This window comes from Cupriavidus sp. MEYA8, assembly GCF_059278825.1.
This window is the reverse complement of the sequence record NZ_CM181221.1, coordinates 3,537,753-3,555,456: the sequence shown is the minus strand read 5'-3', so window position 1 is coordinate 3,555,456 and position 17,704 is coordinate 3,537,753. Positions and strand designations below refer to the sequence as shown.

The following is a 17,704-nucleotide window of genomic DNA, read 5'->3' as shown; positions in this document are numbered from 1 at the left end:
TAGACGCCTCGGAGGGTGCGCGGGCTGCACATTGTGCTGGCCGCTGTCCTCCGGCGGGAGCCGCCCCGCACAGCCATGACAAAGACGCCGCAGCACGCCGCGACCACGGACGTGCCTGGCGGACGCGGCACAGGGCCTACAGGCCGGTTCGGACCATCAGTCAGTGCCGGGCATCACCCGGCGTACAACGAAGGGCGGGCAGGAGACATGAACCAGCAGGAAACCATCCTGGAAACGCGGAACCTCACCAAGGAGTTCAAGGGGTTCACCGCGGTGAGCGACGTCAACCTACAGGTGCGCCGCGGCTCGATCCATGCGTTGATCGGCCCTAATGGCGCAGGCAAGACCACTTGCTTCAACCTGCTCACCAAGTTCCTGGAGCCGACCACCGGCACCATCGTATTCAACGGCATCGACATCACCCGCGAGAAGCCCGCGCAGATCGCGCGCCGCGGCGTGATCCGTTCGTTCCAGATCTCGGCGGTGTTCCCGCACCTGACGGTGATGGAGAACGTGCGCATCGGGCTGCAGCGACAGCTTGGCACCGCGTACCAGTTCTGGCGCAGCGAGCGCTCGCTCGATGTGCTCAACGACCGCGCCATGGAGCTGCTCGAGCAGGTGGGGCTGACCGAGTTCGCGTACACGCTGACGGTGAACCTGCCGTACGGGCGCAAGCGCGCGCTGGAGATCGCCACCACGCTGGCGATGGAGCCGGAGCTGATGCTGCTCGACGAGCCCACGCAGGGCATGGGCCACGAGGACGTGGACCGCGTCACGCAGCTGATCAAGAAGGTCTCCGCCGGCCGCACCATTTTGATGGTCGAGCACAACATGAGCGTGGTCTCGTCGATCGCCGACAAGATCACCGTGCTGCAGCGGGGCGCGATCCTGGCCGAGGGGCCTTACGCCGAGGTGTCGAAGGACCCGCGCGTGATGGAGGCCTACATGGGCACGGCCGATGCCGAGCTGCAGGGCGCGCACTGAAGCGGGGGATGAGCAAATGAGTACGATCAGCACGAACAACACTCCCGCCCTCGAAATCAAGGGCCTGCAGGCCTGGTACGGCGAATCGCACATCCTGCACGGCGTCGACCTCACGGTGAACCGCGGCGAAGTGGTGACGCTGCTGGGCCGCAACGGCGCCGGGCGCACCACCACGCTGCGCGCGATCATGGGCCTGACCGGCGCGCGCAAGGGCTCGATCAAGGTCAACGGCAACGAGACCATCGGCCTGCCCACGCACAAGATTGCGCACTACGGCATCGGCTACTGCCCGGAAGAGCGCGCGATCTTCTCCAGCCTGTCGTGCGAGGAGAACCTGCTGCTGCCGCCGCAGCTCAAGGGCAAGGGTGGTGAGACGACCGCGGGCATGAGCGAGTCCGAGATCTACGACATGTTCCCCAACCTGAAGGAGCGCCGCCAGAGCCAGGGCACGCGCCTGTCGGGCGGCGAGCAGCAGATGCTGGCGGTGGCGCGCATCCTGCGCACTGGCGCCAACCTGCTGCTGCTCGATGAAATCTCGGAAGGGCTGGCACCGGTGATCGTGCAGGCGCTGGCGCGCATGATCCGGATGCTCAAGCAGAAGGGGTACACGGTGGTGATGGTGGAGCAGAACTTCCGCTTCGCCGCGCCGCTGGCCGACCGCTTCTACGTGATGGAGCACGGCAGCATCGTCGAGCGCTTCGATGCCGGCGATCTGCAGGCAAAGATGCCGGTGCTGCATGAACTGCTCGGGGTCTGATCCCGGGATCTGACCGATACCCGGATCGTTGATTGCTGTTTGGCAGGAACGGGTGGCGCATCGCCGCCGCAAATCAGGAGACAAAGAGATGAAAAAGACTCGGCTCGCGGCCGCGATGGCGGCTATTGCCATGGGTGCGGTTTCGTTCGGCGCTGCCGCGCAGGTATCCGGCGACACCGTAAAGATCGGCTATATCACCGACATGTCGGGCCTGTACGCCGACATCGACGGCCCCGGCGGCCTGGAAGCCATCAAGATGGCGATCGAGGACCGCGGCGGCAAGGTGCTGGGCAAGCCCATCGAGATCGTTTCCGCCGATCACCAGAACAAGGCCGACATCGCCGCCTCCAAGGCGCGCGAATGGATGGACCAGCAGGGCCTGGACATGCTGCTGGGCGGCACCAACTCCGGCACCGCGCTGGCGATGAACAAGGTCGCTTCCGAGAAGAAGCGCGTCTACATCAACATCGGTGCCGGCACCGCGCGCCTGACCAACGAAGAGTGCTCGCCGTACACGGTGCACTATGCCTATGACACGGTGGCGCTGGCCAAGGGCACCGGCAGCGCGGTGGTCAAGCAGGGCGGCAAGTCGTGGTTCTTCCTGACCGCCGACTACGCCTTCGGGCACTCGCTGGAAAGCGACACCGCCGCGGTGGTGAAGGCCAGCGGCGGCACGGTGGCGGGGCAGGTACGGCATCCGCTGTCGGCGTCCGACTTCTCGTCGTTCCTGCTGCAGGCGCAGTCGTCGAAGGCGCAGATCCTGGGCCTGGCCAACGCCGGCGGCGACACCATCAATGCGATCAAGGCGGCCAAGGAATTCGGCATCACCAAGACGATGAAGATCGCTGGCCTGCTGATGTTCATCAATGACATCCACAGCCTGGGTCTGAAGAACACCGAAGGCCTGCTGATGACCGACAGCTGGTACTGGGACATGAACGACGACACCCGCAAGTTCGCCAACCGCTTCTTCGGCAAGATGAAGAAGATGCCGAGCAGCCTGCAGGCCGCGGACTATTCGGCCGCCAGCACCTACCTGAAGGCGGTGGAAGCAGCCAAGACCGATGATCCGGACAAGGTCATGGCCGAGCTGAAGAAGATGAAGATCAACGACTTCTACACCAAGGGCTATATCCGCCAGGACGGCCGTGGCATCCACGACATGTACCTGATGCAGGTGAAGACCGCGGCCGAGTCGAAGAAGCCGTGGGATTACCTGAAGGTGGTGGCGACCATCCCGGGCGACCAGGCATTCACGACGGTGGCCGAGTCGAAGTGCGCGATGTTGAAGAAGTAAGAGCCGTCGACACTGCGACGGTTTGCTCCCCTCTCCCGCGCGCGGGAGAGGGGCAGGGGAAGAGGGCCGGCGCTAGCAGGAGCGTGGCGCAACCAAACTTCCGGCAGCGGTCCTGAGGCCCGCACGCGCCGGTGTTGAAGTCGGCAGCCTCTTGCACGCCGGCCCTCTCCCCCAACCCCTCACCCGAAGCGGGAGAGGGGAGACACAACCTGCAACGGATGCCCATGGACATCTTCGGAATTCCCCTGCCTGCCATGCTTTCCCAGCTGTTGCTGGGGCTGGTGAACGGCGCCTTCTATGCGATGCTGAGCCTGGGCCTGGCGGTCATCTTCGGCCTGCTCAACGTCATCAACTTCGCGCACGGCGCGCTCTTCATGCTGGGTGCGGTGCTGGCCTGGATGGGCATGGAGTACGCCGGGCTCAACTACTGGATCATGCTGCTGCTGTCGCCGCTGGTGGTTGCCGCCATCGGGGTGGTGATCGAGAAGACCATGCTGCGCTGGATCTACAAGCTCGACCACATCTATGGCCTGCTGCTGACGCTGGGCATCACGCTGGTGATCGAAGGCATCTTCCGCTCGATCTACGGCGTGTCGGGCCTGCCGTACCAGACGCCTGACGCGCTGCAGGGTGCGACCGACCTCGGCTTCATGATCCTGCCGAACTACCGCGCCTGGGTCGTGGTGGCGTCGCTGGTGGTGTGCTTCGCGACCTGGTACGTGATCGAGAAGACCAAGCTGGGCGCCTACCTGCGCGCCGGCACCGAGAACCCAAAGATGGTCGAGGCCTTCGGCGTCAACGTGCCGCTGATGGTGACGCTGACCTACGGCTTCGGCGTGGCGCTGGCGGCGTTTGCCGGGGTGCTGGCCGCGCCGGTGATCCAGATCTCGCCGCTGATGGGCCAGAACCTGATCATCATCGTGTTCGCGGTGGTGGTGATTGGCGGCATGGGCTCGATCATGGGGTCGATCCTGACCGGCCTGGGGCTAGGCGTGGTCGAGGGCCTGACCAAGGTGTTCTATCCTGAAGCATCGTCGACCGTGGTGTTCTTCATCATGGTGATCGTGCTGCTGCTGCGCCCGGCCGGGCTGTTCGGGAAGGAGAAGTGATGAGCGCACCAACCACATCATCGACGCAGCCCGCAGTGGCTGCCAACGCGGGCCGGGCAGGAAAGGGACAGGGCGTGCAGAAGAAACTGTTGTACGGATTGCTGCTGCTGGGGCTGATCGCCGCGCCGCTGGCGGGTGCCTATCCGGTATTTGTGCTCAAGGTGCTGTGCTTTGCGCTGTTTGCCTGCGCGTTCAATCTGCTGATCGGCTATACCGGGCTGCTGTCGTTCGGCCATGCGGCCTTCTTCGGCGGTGCCGGCTACGCGGCCGGCCATGCCATGAAGGCCTGGGGCGTGACGCCCGAGATCGGGCTGATCCTGGGCACGGCCACCGGCGCGCTGATCGGCTACGTGGTCGGCTCGCTGGCGATCCGGCGCCAGGGCATCTACTTCTCGATGATCACGCTGGCGCTGGCGCAGATGCTGTTCTTTATCTGCCTGCAGGCGCCATTCACCGGCGGCGAGGACGGACTGCAGGGCATCCCGCGCGGCAAGCTGTTCGGCGTGCTGCCGCTGTCCAATGACCTGACGCTGTACTACGTGGCGCTGGTGATCATTGTCGCGGCCTTCGCGCTGATCGTGCGCACGGTGCATTCGCCGTTCGGCCAGATCCTGAAGGCGATCAAGGAGAACGAGCCGCGGGCTATCTCGCTGGGCTACGATGTCGACCGCTTCAAGCTGACCGCTTTCGTGCTCTCGGCGGCGCTGTCGGGGCTGGCCGGCTCGATCAAGGCGCTGGTGCTGGGCTTCGAGACTCTGACCGACGTGCACTGGTCGATGTCGGGCTCGGTGATCCTGATGACGCTGGTGGGCGGCCTGGGCACCTTGTCGGGCCCGATCGTCGGCGCCTTCGTGATCGTGGCGCTGGAAAACAAGCTGGGCGACATCGGCAGCTTCCTGGCCTCGGCCACCGGCCTGCAGTGGTTCAACACGCTGGGCGAGTCGGTGACGATGGTGACCGGCGTGATCTTCGTGATCTGCGTGCTGACCTTCCGCCGCGGCATCATGGGCGAGCTGCTGGCCCGGTTCGGCCGCAAGCACGAGTGATCGTGGGGCGACATGCCCGATTCTGGGGCTAGGGTTTTTTCTAGCTTGTCCTCTGTGCACCGCTTCGTTACATTCCATATACGGTTTTCGCAGGTTAAATGGAGGCGGAAGCGAGGAGACGACAGGCGCGCACCCGGTGTCGGGTAGCAGCGTTATAAAATAAAGGGCGTTGCCGGGTGATCCTCGGCAACGCTTTTTTCATTGGTGCTTCGCCCACGGCAGCGAGCACGCAATCCTTCACTGTGCCGTGTTCGCCTCATTGTGGGGCACCCATGCCGGATCGGCATCACCCCGGTCCCCGACGCATGCGACAATGCGGGCGCTTTCCGTTGCCCGCCATGCCCGACTATCCCCCTGATTCCCAAGATCCGCCGCTTCCGGACGGCTCGGGTCGTCCCGACGCAACGCCGCAACGGCCCATGCCGCAGCTGTGGGTACGCGCCGGCCAGAGTGCCGATGGCGCCATGCTGGAGGCCTGGCTGGCAGTCGTGCAGCCGTTGCCGGTGCCGGCGGCCAGGGCTCGGCGGCTGATGCTGGACGAGTTGCTGGCGCAGTCCGGGCGCGGGATCTGCCTTCTGGCCTATGGCGGCGCGCCGGACGATGTGCTGGCTTGCCTGCCGGTGGCGCTGGTGCCAAGCCTGGAACTGGCTGGCCTGGCCGCCCTGGCCACGGAATGGTGGGTACGCCCCGGCCTTGGTGCCGGTATGGCCCGCGCCTGCCTGGACGCCGGCTGCGACACGCTGGCCGACTGGGGGCGCGCCCATGGCATCCGCCATGCGCTGCTCGCCCCGGCACTGGCCGGCGCGCAGGGCGGCGCGCCGCCCGGTTTTGCCCCGCATGCCAGCGGCATGTGGATGCGCAATCTTGTGCCGGCGGCCAAGGTGCTCGGCTGAGCCGGCACTGACGCGCTCCGGCGCCCCGTTTTTTCCTCTCCCCGTTTTCCTTTCCCCGTTCCTGCAATGATGGAGTTCGCTTTCCTGGCGGTTGCCGCCTTTCTCGCCGGCATGATCGACGCGGTCGCCGGCGGCGGCGGCCTGGTCCAGATCCCGGCGCTGTTCTCCGCCTATCCCGGCATGGCGCCGGCAACGCTGCTGGGTACCAACAAGGTTGGCTCGATCGCCGGCACCGCCAACGCCGCGCTGCGCTACGGCCGCAGCGTGCGCATCTACTGGGGCGCGACCGCGCCGGCGGTGGTGGCGGCCTTTGTCTTCTCGATGGCCGGCGCGTGGGCGCTGACCATGATCCCGGCCGAGCCGATGCGCAAGGCGCTGCCATTCATCCTGGTGACGCTGCTGGTGTATACGCTGGCCAAGAAGGACCTCGGGACCGAGCATGCGCCGACGCTGAAAGGCGGCCGCGAACGGCTCGCGGCATTGCTCGCCGGCGCAGTGCTCGGCTTCTACGATGGCGTGTTCGGCCCCGGCACCGGCAGCTTCCTGATGATCGTGTTCGTGCGCGTGTTCGGCTATGACTTCCTGCATGCCGCGGCGTCGACCAAGCTGGTCAACCTCGCCACCAACCTGGCGGCGTTGCTGCTGCTCGCCAGCAAGGGCCATATCTGGTGGCAGCTGGGGCTGGTGATGGCGGTGGCCAATGTTGCCGGCAGCCAGGTGGGCAGCCGGCTGGCGCTGCGGCATGGCAGCGCGTTCGTGCGCAAGGTGTTTATCGTGGTGGTGAGCGCGTTGATCCTGAAGACGGCATGGGATGCGTTTGCGCGCTGAGCAGCCGGGCGCGGACCTTGATGCGGGTTAATCCTGCTTTTCGCGTCAAGTCGCTGTGATAGACTCGATTCGCATTCCCGACCGCACGGTCGGTGAATGACAGAAGCGCCAATTCCGGGGGAATTCCGGGGAAAATGGGGCCGGTTCGCCAGGGCGAACGGGTTCTCGGCGTGGACGGGAAATGGGGAATGGTGTGTCATCGTTCCTGGCAGTAGCGCAGGTGCCGGCGATGTGCCTGCGTCAGACCCGAGGGGTCCGTAGAAAATGGGCATCCGCCGGTGGACGCCGGACGGATGCCTTTCCGTTTCAGGAACCGAAGGAGACAAGATGGATTTCAAGCGCGCCAGCCTGCTGGCAATCGCGGCGGCCTGCCTGGCTGCCGGCGCCGCCCAGGCACAGGTCAAGGTCGGGGTCACGGTGTCGGCGACGGGTCCGGCCGCATCGCTGGGTATTCCGGAGAAGAACACCTTCACGCTGATGCCCAAGGAAGTCGCGGGCAAGAAGATCGAGTACATCGTCCTGGACGACGCTTCGGACACCACCACCGCGGTCAAGAACACCCGCAAGCTGATCAGCGAAGACAAGGTTGACGTGGTGGTCGGTTCCACCGTGACGCCGAACTCGCTGGCCATGGTCGACGTGGTCGCCGAGAACGATACGCCGATGATCACCATGGCCGCCTCGGCCCGCATCATCGAGCCGATGGATGCCAAGCGCGCCTGGATCTTCAAGACGCCGCAGAACGACTCGCACATGGCTACCGCGATTGCCGAGCACATGGGCAACAACAACGTGAAGACGGTGGCTTTCATCGGCTTCGCGGATGCCTATGGCGACAGCTGGGCGCAGGAATTCGCCAAGGTGGCGGAGATGCGCAAGATCAAGGTGGTCGCCAACGAGCGCTTTGCCCGCACCGACACTTCGGTGACCGGGCAGGTGCTGAAGATGATGAGCGCCAACGCCGACGCGGTGCTGATCGCAGGCTCGGGTACGCCCGCGGCGCTGCCCGCCAAGACACTGAAGGAGCGCGGCTACAAGGGCAAGGTCTATCAGACTCACGGCGTTGCCAACGCGGACTTCCTGCGCGTGTGCGGCAAGGATTGCGAAGGCACGTTCCTGCCGGCCGGCCCGCTGCTGGTGGCTGAACAGTTGCCCGACAGCAACCCGGTGAAGAAGCCGGCCATGGCCTACAAGACCGCCTACGAGAAAGCCTTCGGCGGCCAGGTCTCGACCTTCGGCGGCCATGCCTGGGATGCGGGCCTGATCCTGCAGCACGCCATTCCCGAGGCACTCAAGAAGGGCCAGCCCGGCACCAAGGAATTCCGCAAGGCGCTGCGCGACGCCATGGAGCAGACCAGGAACCTGCCGGTGTCGCACGGCATCATGAACATGAGCACCACCGACCACCTCGGCTTCGACCAGCGCGCACGCGTGATGGTGCAGATCGTCGACGGCAAGTGGAAGCTGCTGAAATAAGCCGCTGCACTGAATTCCCGAGTGACAGTTGAGTAGGAGTGAAGCAGGGCGCATGGGTTATGCCATGCGCCCTTTTTTCTGCCGCACCGCCATACCTAGGGTTGCCGAGTATTTCCGCAATGGGCAACCCGTTTACCATTTCGTAAATCCCACCGCGCGCAGCACCCTGTCGGCCCCCTTCGAAGCAGGCAGGTATTTCAACGATACGGGGAGACAATGGACCTATCTATCGCCGCCATCCTGGCGCAGGACGGCATCACCTCGGGCGCGATCTACGCGCTGCTGGCACTGGCCCTGGTGCTGGTGTTCTCGGTGACGCGCGTCATCTTCATCCCGCAAGGGGAGTTCGTTGCCTACGGCGCGCTGACGCTGGCCGCGATGCAGGCCGGGCATGCGCCGCAGACCAGCTGGCTGCTGCTGGCCATGGGCGCGCTGACCTTCGTCTATGAAACCGTGACCGTGCTGCGCAGTGCCGAGCTGCGGCGCACGCTGGGCCAGCGGCTGGCGGTGCTGGCCGGCAAGTACCTGGTGTTCCCGCTCGCGGTGCACTGGGTGGTCCAGCAATACGGCGCGCAGCCGCTGCCGATGGTGGCGCAGATCGCGCTGACGCTGCTGGTCATCATCCCGCTCGGGCCGATGCTGTACCGCCTCGCCTACCAGCCGCTGGCCGAGGCCAGCACGCTGGTGCTGCTGATCGTATCGGTCGGCGTGCACTTTGCGCTGGTGGGGCTGGGGCTGGTGATGTTCGGCGCCGAGGGCTCGCGTACCACGGCGTTCTCTGATGCGCGTTTCGAAGTGGGCGCGCTCAGCGTCTCGGGCCAGAGCCTGTGGGTGGTGGGCGTGTCGGCGCTGCTGATCGGCGCGCTGTACTTCTACTTCGAGCGCACGCTGCAGGGCAAGGCGCTGCGCGCGACCGCGGTGAACCGGCTGGGGGCGCGCCTGGTCGGCATCGGCACCACGCAGGCGGGGCGGCTGTCGTTCACGCTGGCCGCGGCGATGGGCGCGCTGTGCGGCGTCCTGATCGCGCCGCTGACCACGGTGTACTACGAGTCGGGCTTCCTGGTGGGCCTGAAGGGCTTTGTCGGCGCGATCGTCGGCGGGCTGGTGAGCTATCCGGTCGCAGCACTGGGTGCGCTGCTGGTGGGCCTGCTCGAATCCTATTCGTCCTTCTGGGCCAGCGCGTTCAAGGAGGTCATCGTCTTCACACTGATCATTCCGGTGCTGCTGTGGCGCTCGCTGACGAGCAAGCATGTCGAGGAGGAGGAATAAGCCATGACCATGCTGACCGACAAGCAAGCGGCGGCCGTGACCGGCGCCGAGGCCGGCAGCCGTGCGCGGTTGAACCGTAACCGGATTCTGGTGCTGGCCTTCATCGTCGTGCTGGCGCTGCTGCCGGTGCTGCCGACGCCTGAATTCTGGATCACGCTGGGCAACTACATCGGGCTGTACAGCATCGTCGCGATCGGGCTGGTGCTGCTGACCGGCGTGGGCGGCATGACATCGTTCGGACAGGCCGCGTTCGTGGGGCTGGGCGCGTACAGCACCGCCTACCTGACCACGCAGTTCGGGCTGTCGCCGTGGTTCGGGCTGCTGGTGGGCCTGGTGATCACGGTAGCCTCGGCCTATGTGATCGGGCTGATCACGATGCGCATGTCCGGCCACTACCTGCCACTGGCGACCATCGCGTGGGGCCTGTCGCTGTTCTTCCTGTTCGGCAACCTGGAGTTCCTGGGCAAGTACGACGGCATCAACGGCATCCCGGTGCTGTCGTTCTTCGGCATCGAGCTGCAGTCGGGCCGCTCGATGTTCTACCTGATCTGGGCAGTGGTGCTGCTGGCCGTGCTGGCGATGCAGAACCTGCTGAACTCGCGCCCGGGCCGCGCCATCCGCGCGCTCAAGGGCGGCGGGGTGATGGCCGAGGCGATGGGCGTCAATACCGCGTGGATGAAAGTGGTGATCTTCGTCGTGGCGGCGATCCTGGCGTGCGTGTCGGGCTTCCTCTACGCGCACCTGCAGCGCGCGGTGAACCCGACGCCGTTCGGCCTGAACTACGGCATCGAGTACCTGTTCATGGCGGTGGTCGGCGGCGTCGGCCACGTGTGGGGCGCAGTACTGGGTGCGGGCATCCTGACCATCCTGAAGGACGTGCTGCAGGGCGTGCTGCCCAAGCTGCTCGGCGCCAACGGCAACTTCGAGATCATCGTCTTCGGCGTGCTGCTGGTGCTCCTGCTGCAGTATGCGCGCGATGGCATCTGGCCGTTCCTGCGCCGGCTGTTTCCGTCGGGCCCCGCGGTGCTGGCGCCGGCGCAAGCCGAGGCGCTGGCGGTGCGGCGCAAGCCCGAGGCGGGCGAGCTGATCCTCGACGTGCGCGCCGCGCGCAAGGAGTTCGGCGGGCTGGTCGCGGTCAACGATGTCAGCTTCCAGGTGCGTGCGGGCGAAATCATCGGCCTGATCGGCCCGAACGGTGCCGGCAAGTCCACCACCTTCAACCTGGTGACGGGCGTGCTGCCGGTCACGCGTGGCGAGGTCCGCTATCGCGGCGAGGTGATCTCCGGCCTGCCGTCGCGCGAGATCGTCAAGCGCGGCATTGGCCGCACCTTTCAGCACGTGCACCTGCTGCCGACCATGACGGTGCTGGAGAACGTCGCCATCGGCGCGCACCTGCGGGGCGACTTCCGCGCGCAGGGCGGTGTCTCGGCAGCGATCCTGCGCATGAACAAGGTCGAGGAAGACAAGCTGCTGTTCGAAGCGAAGCGGCAACTGGAACGCGTAGGCCTGGCCGACTGCATGTACATGGAAGCGGGCAGCCTGGCGCTGGGCCAGCAGCGCATCCTGGAGATCGCGCGCGCCCTGTGCTGCGACCCCGCGCTGCTGCTGCTCGACGAGCCGGCTGCGGGCCTGCGCTACAAGGAGAAGCAGGCGCTGGCCGACCTGCTGCGCAAGCTCAAGGGCGAGGGCATGAGCGTGTTGCTGGTCGAGCACGACATGGACTTCGTGATGAACCTGACCGACCGGCTGGTGGTGATGGAGTTTGGTACGCGCATCGCCGAGGGCGTGCCCGAGGAAGTGCAGAAGAACCCGGCGGTACTGGAAGCCTACCTGGGTGGCGTGGAATAGGTGTGGAGCAAGGACCCGACATGAGCCTGATACTTGAAGTGAAGGACCTCCACGTCCGCTACGGCAAGGTGGAAGCGGTGCACGGCGCCAACCTGAAGGTGGAAGCCGGAAAGATCGTGACGGTGATCGGCCCCAATGGCGCCGGCAAGTCGACCATGCTCAACGCGATCATGGGTGCGCTGCCGGTCAACGGCTCGGCGAGCGGATCGGTCAGCTACCTCGGTCACGACATGGCCGGTATCCCCGTGGAGGGCCGCGTCGCGCGCGGCATGTGCCTGGTGCCGGAGAAGCGCGAGCTGTTTGCGTCGATGACGGTCGAAGACAACCTGTTGCTGGGCGCGTTCCGCCGCAAGCGTGCCGGCGAGAAGAACTACCTGGACCAGATGGACGTGGTCTACGACTTGTTCCCGCGCCTGCGCGAGCGTGCGCGCCAGGATGCCGGCACGCTGTCGGGCGGCGAGCGCCAGATGCTCGCGGTGGGCCGCGCGTTGATGGCCAAGCCGCAGCTGCTGATGCTGGACGAGCCCAGCCTCGGCCTGGCACCGCTGATCGTCAAGGAGATCTTCCATATCATCAGCAACCTGCGCCAGACCGGCGTGGCCACGCTGCTGATCGAGCAGAACGCCCGGGCGGCGCTGCAGGTGGCTGACTATGGCTATGTGATCGAGACCGGGGATATGTCGATGGAGGGGCCCGCAGACGAGTTGGCGGCGAACCCGAAGGTGATTGAAACCTATCTTGGGTTGGCAAAAAAGGCCGCTTAATCCATAAGGATGATAGCCGGACGAATGAGGGCTCGCCTAGGCGAGCCCTTTTTCATTTCTCGTGTGAATAACTTTGGGGATAAGTGGTTTCAGAGGCCTGTTTTTTGGTATCGGGAGGAGCGACGCAGGGTTGGGTACGCTTCGATTCGGTTGATGAATGAAAGGCTGCGAGAATCCTCTGTAGATATCGAGGCCAACGATGATGGCGCTAAAATTATGCTTTTAAGGAATATAGTGGCGCTATCATTTTGGTGTTTTATTTTTCGCGAGAATGTCCTTCGGTATCTTGGATAGCTTCTTGCTGCGCGGTCTCCAGCAACCAATCGCGAAAGCGGTTTAGCGCCGGATGATCGCGGCGCTCCCGCGGCGCGCACAAGAAATAGCCCCGTTGCAGCGAAATCGGCAAATCAAACGGCGCAAAAACACGTCCCGCTGCAATTTCATCTCTCACCAGGCATCGCTGCAACACCGCGACTCCCATGTCGGCGCGAACAGCCTGGATCAGGATCGACACCTGGTCGAACGCTGTGGATAACATCGGCGCAGCGTTGGGTACGCCGGCCGCTCGCAGCCAGTTTTGCCAGTTCGCCGGCGCTGACGTGTGATAGAGCAGGGGCTCCTGCAACAGCTCCGCCGGCGTCTGCCAGCGGCCGGCCTCGCGGCGAGCACGGGCGCGGTCCGGATGGCAGACCGGCACCATTTCACGCCCGATCACGTAGTCGGCCTGCAGGTGCGGCCACTTGCCCACTTCACCCGCCAGGATGGCGGCATCGGGCGTGGCGCCCGAGAGATCCTCATCGCGCTGGTAGGGAACGAAGTCGAGGTGGATTTCCGGATGGCGCCGATGGAAGTCCGGCAGGCGCGGCACCAGCCATACGCTGGCCAGCGTCGGCACGACCGACAGCGTCAGGCGGTGGCGCCGGTCGCCGGCGAGCAGGGCAGCGCTGGCATTTTCGATTGCGGCCAGCGGCTCGGCCACGGCATCGAGCAGCTGCCGGCCGGCATCGGTCAGCACCAGCCGATGTGCATTGCGCTGGAGCAGCGGCTGGCCGAAGTGTTCCTCGAGCCGGGCGATTGCCCGGCTGATCGCGCCCTGGGTGACGCACAGCGTGTCCGCGGCACGGGTGAAGCTGCCAAGCTTTGCCGCGGCGGCAAAGGCGTGCAACTCGGACATCGACGGGGAACGCAGCCGCATGGCGCAGGGTACAGCGCAGGAGAGGGGGCAGAACCTGCGATGCCACAGTGTTTACCTGGGCGTGGGGCAGGATGATCTTTGGTAATGCAAACGTGCAATATAGTCGTTTGTGCGCAACCGGTAAACGCCTGACACTCGCTCGGTTCCTTCGCATAAAACAACAGGAGAAAGCCTCATGAACCGAGCCACGATGACGCGCCGCCAGCTGATGCTGTCGGGCGCCGCAGCCGCCGCCACGCTGATGCTTACCAGCAGCGCCTTCGCGCAGGCCAACTATCCGACCCGCCCGATCCGCTTGATCGTGCCGTTTGCCGCGGGCGGTTCGACCGACCTGTCGGCGCGCCTGGTGGCCGAATTCGCCGGCCGCGAGCTGGGCCAGTCCATCGTGGTCGAGAACAAGGGCGGCGCGGGCGGTTCGCTCGGCATGGAGCAGGTGGCCGGCTCGGCACCGGACGGCTACACCATCGGCATGGCCACGGTCAGCACGCACGGCTCCAACCCGGCTGTGTATCCGAGGCTGAAGTACGACCCGATCAAGGACTTCGCCCCGGTGACCAACGTGGTCGCCATCCCCAGCGTGTTCGCCGTACACCCGAGCGTGCCGGCCAAGACCATGCAGGAGTTCATCGCGCTGGCCAAGGCCAATCCGGGCAAGTACAGCTTTGCCTCGCCGGGTGCGGGCTCGCTCGGCCACGTCAACATCGAGAACTTCATGATGCTGGCCAAGATCGACCTGCTGCACGTGCCGTACAAGGGCGCCGGCCTGGCGCTGAATGACGCTGTAGCAGGGCAGGTCAATGCCATCACCGATAACCTGTCGTCGACGCTGCCCCACGTGAAATCCGGCAAGTTGCGCGCGCTGGCGGTGCTGGGCGCGTCGCGTTCGGCACAGCTGCCGAACGTGCCGACGTATGCCGAGCTGGGCTTCAAGGACATGGGCGAGGGCGGCTGGTTCGGCATCGTCGCCCCGGCCGGCACGCCGCCGGCGATCGTCAGCAAGCTGAACCAGGCTATCCACAAGGCCATGCAGAACCCCGAGTTCAAGCGCAAGGTGGAAGAGTCGGGCGGCACGCTGGTGCCGACCACGCCGGATCAGTTCAAGGCCCAGATCCAGCAAGCCATGGCGCGCTATGCCCGCGTGGCCAAGGCCGCCGAGATCAAGCTGGACTGAGGCATGGCTGAAGCGAATCATCAGGGCGCGCTGCCGCCGGTCATCGTGCGGCTGCCGGAAGGGAAGGCGCTGCCGCTGGTGTGCGACTCGCCGCATAGCGGCACCGTGTACCCTGCGGATTTCGGCGCGGCGATCCCTGCGGCGCGGCTGCGCGGCGGTGAAGACACGCACGTTGATGCGCTGTGGGCAGCGGTGCCGGCGGTCGGCGGCACGCTGCTGGCGGCTACGTTCCCGCGGGTCTATATCGACCCGAACCGGATGGCCGACGATATCGACCCGGATCAGCTGGACGGGGCGTGGCCCACGGCGCTGGCGCCGGGACCGAAGACCAGCCTGGGCTATGGCCTGGTCTGGAGCCGGATCGATGCGAGCACGCCGATCTACGATCGCCGGCTGTCCGTGGCGGAAGTGCAGGGGCGTCTGGACCGCTATTACCGCCCCTACCATGCGGCGCTTGCCGAGGCCGTGGAGGGCGCATACCGGCGCTTTGGCGCGGTCTGGCACCTGAACCTGCACTCGATGCCGAACAATGCCTATGAGCGCCTGAAGATCGACAGCCCGCACCCGCTGGCGGACTTCGTGCTGGGAGACCGGGACGGAACCACCTGCGAGCCGGGGCTGGTCGACCTGGTCGACCGGGAACTGCGCAATATGGGCTACACGGTTGCGCGCAATGACCCCTACAAGGGCGTGCAGCTGATCGCCCAGATCGGGCGGCCCGCCGAGCGGCGTAGCAGCCTGCAGATCGAGATCCGACGTCCGCTCTATATGGACGAGGCGACGCGGAAACGGAATGCCGGGTTCGATACCTTGCAGCGCGACCTTGGCAGGCTGGCGGAGCAGGTTGCAGCATATATCCGGGCCAGCCTCTGAGCAGCTTGTTCCACGTGAAACATTGGCCGGGCCTTGTGCCCGGCCTTTTTGTTTCACGTGGAACATCGTGGCACCCCAGGCGTCGCTTGCCGGCCACGCGCAGGTATCGTCCACATCATGTTTCACGTGAAACATGGTGTCGGTCGAAAAGCGGCCAGACGAATGCCGCTATAATTTCGCATTCCCGCATTTTCCCGCCAGCCTCCCGGAGGAGGTGTCCCATGCTTTACCCAAAAGAATTCGATGTCATCGTCGTCGGTGGTGGTCACGCCGGAACTGAAGCAGCACTCGCGGCCGCGCGCATGGGCTGCCAGACGCTGCTGCTGACCCACAACATCGAGACGCTGGGCCAGATGAGTTGCAATCCGTCCATCGGCGGCATCGGCAAGGGACACCTGGTCAAGGAAGTGGATGCGATGGGCGGCGCCATGGCGGCCGCCACGGACGAGTCCGGCATCCAGTTCCGCATTCTCAATTCCAGCAAGGGACCGGCGGTGCGCGCCACGCGCGCGCAGGCGGACCGTGTGCTGTATCGCAAGGCGATTCGTACTCGCCTGGAAAACCAGCAGAACCTGATGCTGTTCCAGCAGGCAGTGGATGACCTGATGGTCGAGGGCGATCGGGTCGTCGGCGCCATGACGCAGGTCGGCATCGCCTTCCGCGGGCGGGCCGTGGTGCTGACCGCCGGCACTTTCCTGGACGGCAAGATCCACGTCGGCCTGGACAACTACACTGGCGGGCGCGCCGGAGATCCGGCTGCCGTATCCCTGTCGGCGCGCCTGAAGGAACTGAAGCTGCCGCAGGGCCGGCTGAAGACCGGCACGCCGCCGCGCATCGACGGCCGCACCATCGACTTCTCGGTGATGGAAGAACAGCCTGGCGATCTGGATCCGGTGCCGGTGTTCTCCTTCCTGGGCCGTCCGGAGCTGCACCCGCAGCAACTGCCTTGCTGGATCACCCATACCAACAGCCGCACGCATGACGTCATCCGTGGCGGTCTCGACCGTTCGCCGATGTACACCGGCGTGATCGAAGGGGTGGGGCCGCGCTACTGTCCCAGCATCGAGGACAAGATCCATCGCTTTGCCAGCAAGGAAAGCCACCAGATCTTCCTGGAACCGGAAGGGCTGACCACCAATGAGTTCTACCCGAACGGGATCTCGACCAGCCTGCCGTTTGACGTGCAGCTGGAGCTGGTGCATTCGATCCGCGGCCTGGAGAACGCGCATATCCTGCGCCCTGGCTACGCCATCGAGTACGACTACTTTGATCCGCGCGGCCTGAAGTCATCCCTGGAGAGCAAGGCGATCCGCGGGCTGTTCTTTGCCGGCCAGATCAATGGCACCACCGGCTATGAAGAAGCCGCCGCGCAGGGCCTGCTGGCCGGCATCAATGCCGGTTGCTACGTGCGCGAGCGTGAAGCCTGGACGCCGCGTCGCGACCAGGCCTACCTGGGCGTACTGGTCGACGACCTGATCACGCGCGGTGTGACCGAGCCGTATCGCATGTTCACCAGCCGTGCCGAATTCCGACTGAGCCTGCGCGAGGACAACGCCGATATGCGGCTGACGGAAGTCGGCCGTGAGCTGGGTGTCGTTGACGATGCACGCTGGGATGCTTTCAACCGCAAACGGGACACTGTTTCACGTGAAACAGAGCGGCTGAAAAGCACATGGGTGAACCCGGCCATGCTGCCGCCGGAAGACGCCGTGCCGTTGCTGGGCAAGCCGATCGAACGCGAGTACAGCCTGGCCGACTTGCTGCGCCGGCCGGAAGTCCGCTATGAGTCGCTGATGGCGCTGCAGGGCGGCCGCCACGCGCCCGAAGCACCGCTCGACGCCGATGCCATGCTGGCCGACCAGATCCGTGAGCAGATCGAGATTGGTATCAAGTACCACGGCTATATCGCTCGCCAGGCTGCCGAGGTCGACAAGCTGGAAGCCAATGAATCGACCCGCCTGCCCGCGAATCTCGACTACACCGAGGTACGTGGGCTGGGCTTCGAGGTCAGCCAGAAGCTGAACCAGCACCGCCCGGAAACGCTGGGCCAGGCATCGCGCATCTCGGGCGTGACTCCGGCGGCGATCTCGCTGCTGCTGGTACACCTGAAGAAGAAGGGGCTCGGCCGAACGCGCGCCGATTCGGCTGCCGTTGGCGGCAACTCGGAAGAGGCGGCCTGAGTGGCGGGCGCTCG

The 17,704-nt window shown here is 65.4% G+C and carries 15 protein-coding genes; 14 read left to right on the top strand and 1 reads right to left on the bottom strand.

The window, feature by feature from the left end:
• Nucleotides 1–207: 207 nt before the first annotated feature.
• From AC5WJ1_RS16670 to AC5WJ1_RS16620, 11 genes are all read left to right on the top strand, one after another.
• Complete coding sequence (locus tag AC5WJ1_RS16670) at nucleotides 208–984, top strand: ABC transporter ATP-binding protein (RefSeq protein ID WP_135706146.1); 777 nt, start codon at nucleotides 208–210, stop codon at nucleotides 982–984.
• Nucleotides 985–1,009: 25 nt separating this feature from the next.
• Entirely contained in the window at nucleotides 1,010–1,741 is a 732-nt protein-coding gene (locus AC5WJ1_RS16665) for an ABC transporter ATP-binding protein (protein WP_135704013.1), read from the top strand.
• 88 nt (nucleotides 1,742–1,829) lie between these two features.
• Entirely contained in the window at nucleotides 1,830–3,038 is a 1,209-nt protein-coding gene (locus AC5WJ1_RS16660) for an ABC transporter substrate-binding protein (protein ID WP_029046505.1), read from the top strand.
• A gap of 224 nt (nucleotides 3,039–3,262) precedes the next feature.
• Complete coding sequence (locus tag AC5WJ1_RS16655) at nucleotides 3,263–4,147, top strand: branched-chain amino acid ABC transporter permease (RefSeq protein WP_133097865.1); 885 nt, start codon at nucleotides 3,263–3,265, stop codon at nucleotides 4,145–4,147.
• The gene (locus AC5WJ1_RS16650) at nucleotides 4,147–5,193 is read left to right on the top strand and encodes a branched-chain amino acid ABC transporter permease (RefSeq protein ID WP_243737066.1); all 1,047 of its coding nucleotides are present in this window, start codon (nucleotides 4,147–4,149) and stop codon (nucleotides 5,191–5,193) included. The genes AC5WJ1_RS16655 and AC5WJ1_RS16650 overlap by 1 nt, the downstream gene beginning before the upstream one ends.
• 419 nt (nucleotides 5,194–5,612) lie before the next feature.
• A complete protein-coding gene (locus tag AC5WJ1_RS16645) occupies nucleotides 5,613–6,086 on the top strand; it encodes a hypothetical protein (RefSeq protein ID WP_133097864.1) in 474 nt (157 codons plus the stop codon).
• A 69-nt stretch (nucleotides 6,087–6,155) separates the two neighbouring features.
• A complete protein-coding gene (locus tag AC5WJ1_RS16640; protein ID WP_133097873.1) occupies nucleotides 6,156–6,914 on the top strand; it encodes a sulfite exporter TauE/SafE family protein in 759 nt (252 codons plus the stop codon).
• A 327-nt stretch (nucleotides 6,915–7,241) separates the two neighbouring features.
• Entirely contained in the window at nucleotides 7,242–8,390 is a 1,149-nt protein-coding gene (locus tag AC5WJ1_RS16635; protein WP_029046510.1) for an ABC transporter substrate-binding protein, read from the top strand.
• Nucleotides 8,391–8,606: 216 nt separating this feature from the next.
• Nucleotides 8,607–9,659, top strand: a complete 1,053-nt coding sequence (locus AC5WJ1_RS16630) for a branched-chain amino acid ABC transporter permease (RefSeq protein ID WP_133097863.1) — start codon at nucleotides 8,607–8,609, stop codon at nucleotides 9,657–9,659.
• Nucleotides 9,660–9,662: 3 nt separating this feature from the next.
• Nucleotides 9,663–11,507, top strand: coding sequence for a branched-chain amino acid ABC transporter ATP-binding protein/permease (locus AC5WJ1_RS16625; RefSeq protein ID WP_133097862.1), 1,845 nt, complete (start codon nucleotides 9,663–9,665; stop codon nucleotides 11,505–11,507).
• Between the two features lie 20 nt (nucleotides 11,508–11,527).
• On the top strand, nucleotides 11,528–12,271 hold the full coding sequence (locus AC5WJ1_RS16620; RefSeq protein WP_133097861.1) for an ABC transporter ATP-binding protein: 744 nt from the start codon (nucleotides 11,528–11,530) through the stop codon (nucleotides 12,269–12,271).
• Between the two features lie 256 nt (nucleotides 12,272–12,527).
• Here the strand turns inward: AC5WJ1_RS16620 and AC5WJ1_RS16615 are convergent, their stop codons facing one another.
• The gene (locus tag AC5WJ1_RS16615) at nucleotides 12,528–13,466 is read right to left on the bottom strand and encodes a LysR substrate-binding domain-containing protein (RefSeq protein ID WP_494476224.1); all 939 of its coding nucleotides are present in this window, start codon (nucleotides 13,464–13,466) and stop codon (nucleotides 12,528–12,530) included.
• 175 nt (nucleotides 13,467–13,641) lie between these two features.
• Here AC5WJ1_RS16615 and AC5WJ1_RS16610 point away from each other — a divergent pair, with 175 nt between their 5' ends.
• The 3 genes from AC5WJ1_RS16610 (at nucleotide 13,642) to mnmG (ending at nucleotide 17,690) form a co-directional block, all read left to right on the top strand.
• Nucleotides 13,642–14,637, top strand: a complete 996-nt coding sequence (locus AC5WJ1_RS16610; protein ID WP_494476223.1) for a tripartite tricarboxylate transporter substrate binding protein BugE — start codon at nucleotides 13,642–13,644, stop codon at nucleotides 14,635–14,637.
• A 3-nt stretch (nucleotides 14,638–14,640) separates the two neighbouring features.
• Entirely contained in the window at nucleotides 14,641–15,510 is an 870-nt protein-coding gene (locus tag AC5WJ1_RS16605; protein ID WP_133097858.1) for an N-formylglutamate amidohydrolase, read from the top strand.
• A 221-nt stretch (nucleotides 15,511–15,731) separates the two neighbouring features.
• Complete coding sequence (mnmG, locus tag AC5WJ1_RS16600; RefSeq protein WP_494476222.1) at nucleotides 15,732–17,690, top strand: tRNA uridine-5-carboxymethylaminomethyl(34) synthesis enzyme MnmG; 1,959 nt, start codon at nucleotides 15,732–15,734, stop codon at nucleotides 17,688–17,690.
• Nucleotides 17,691–17,704 lie beyond the last annotated feature (14 nt).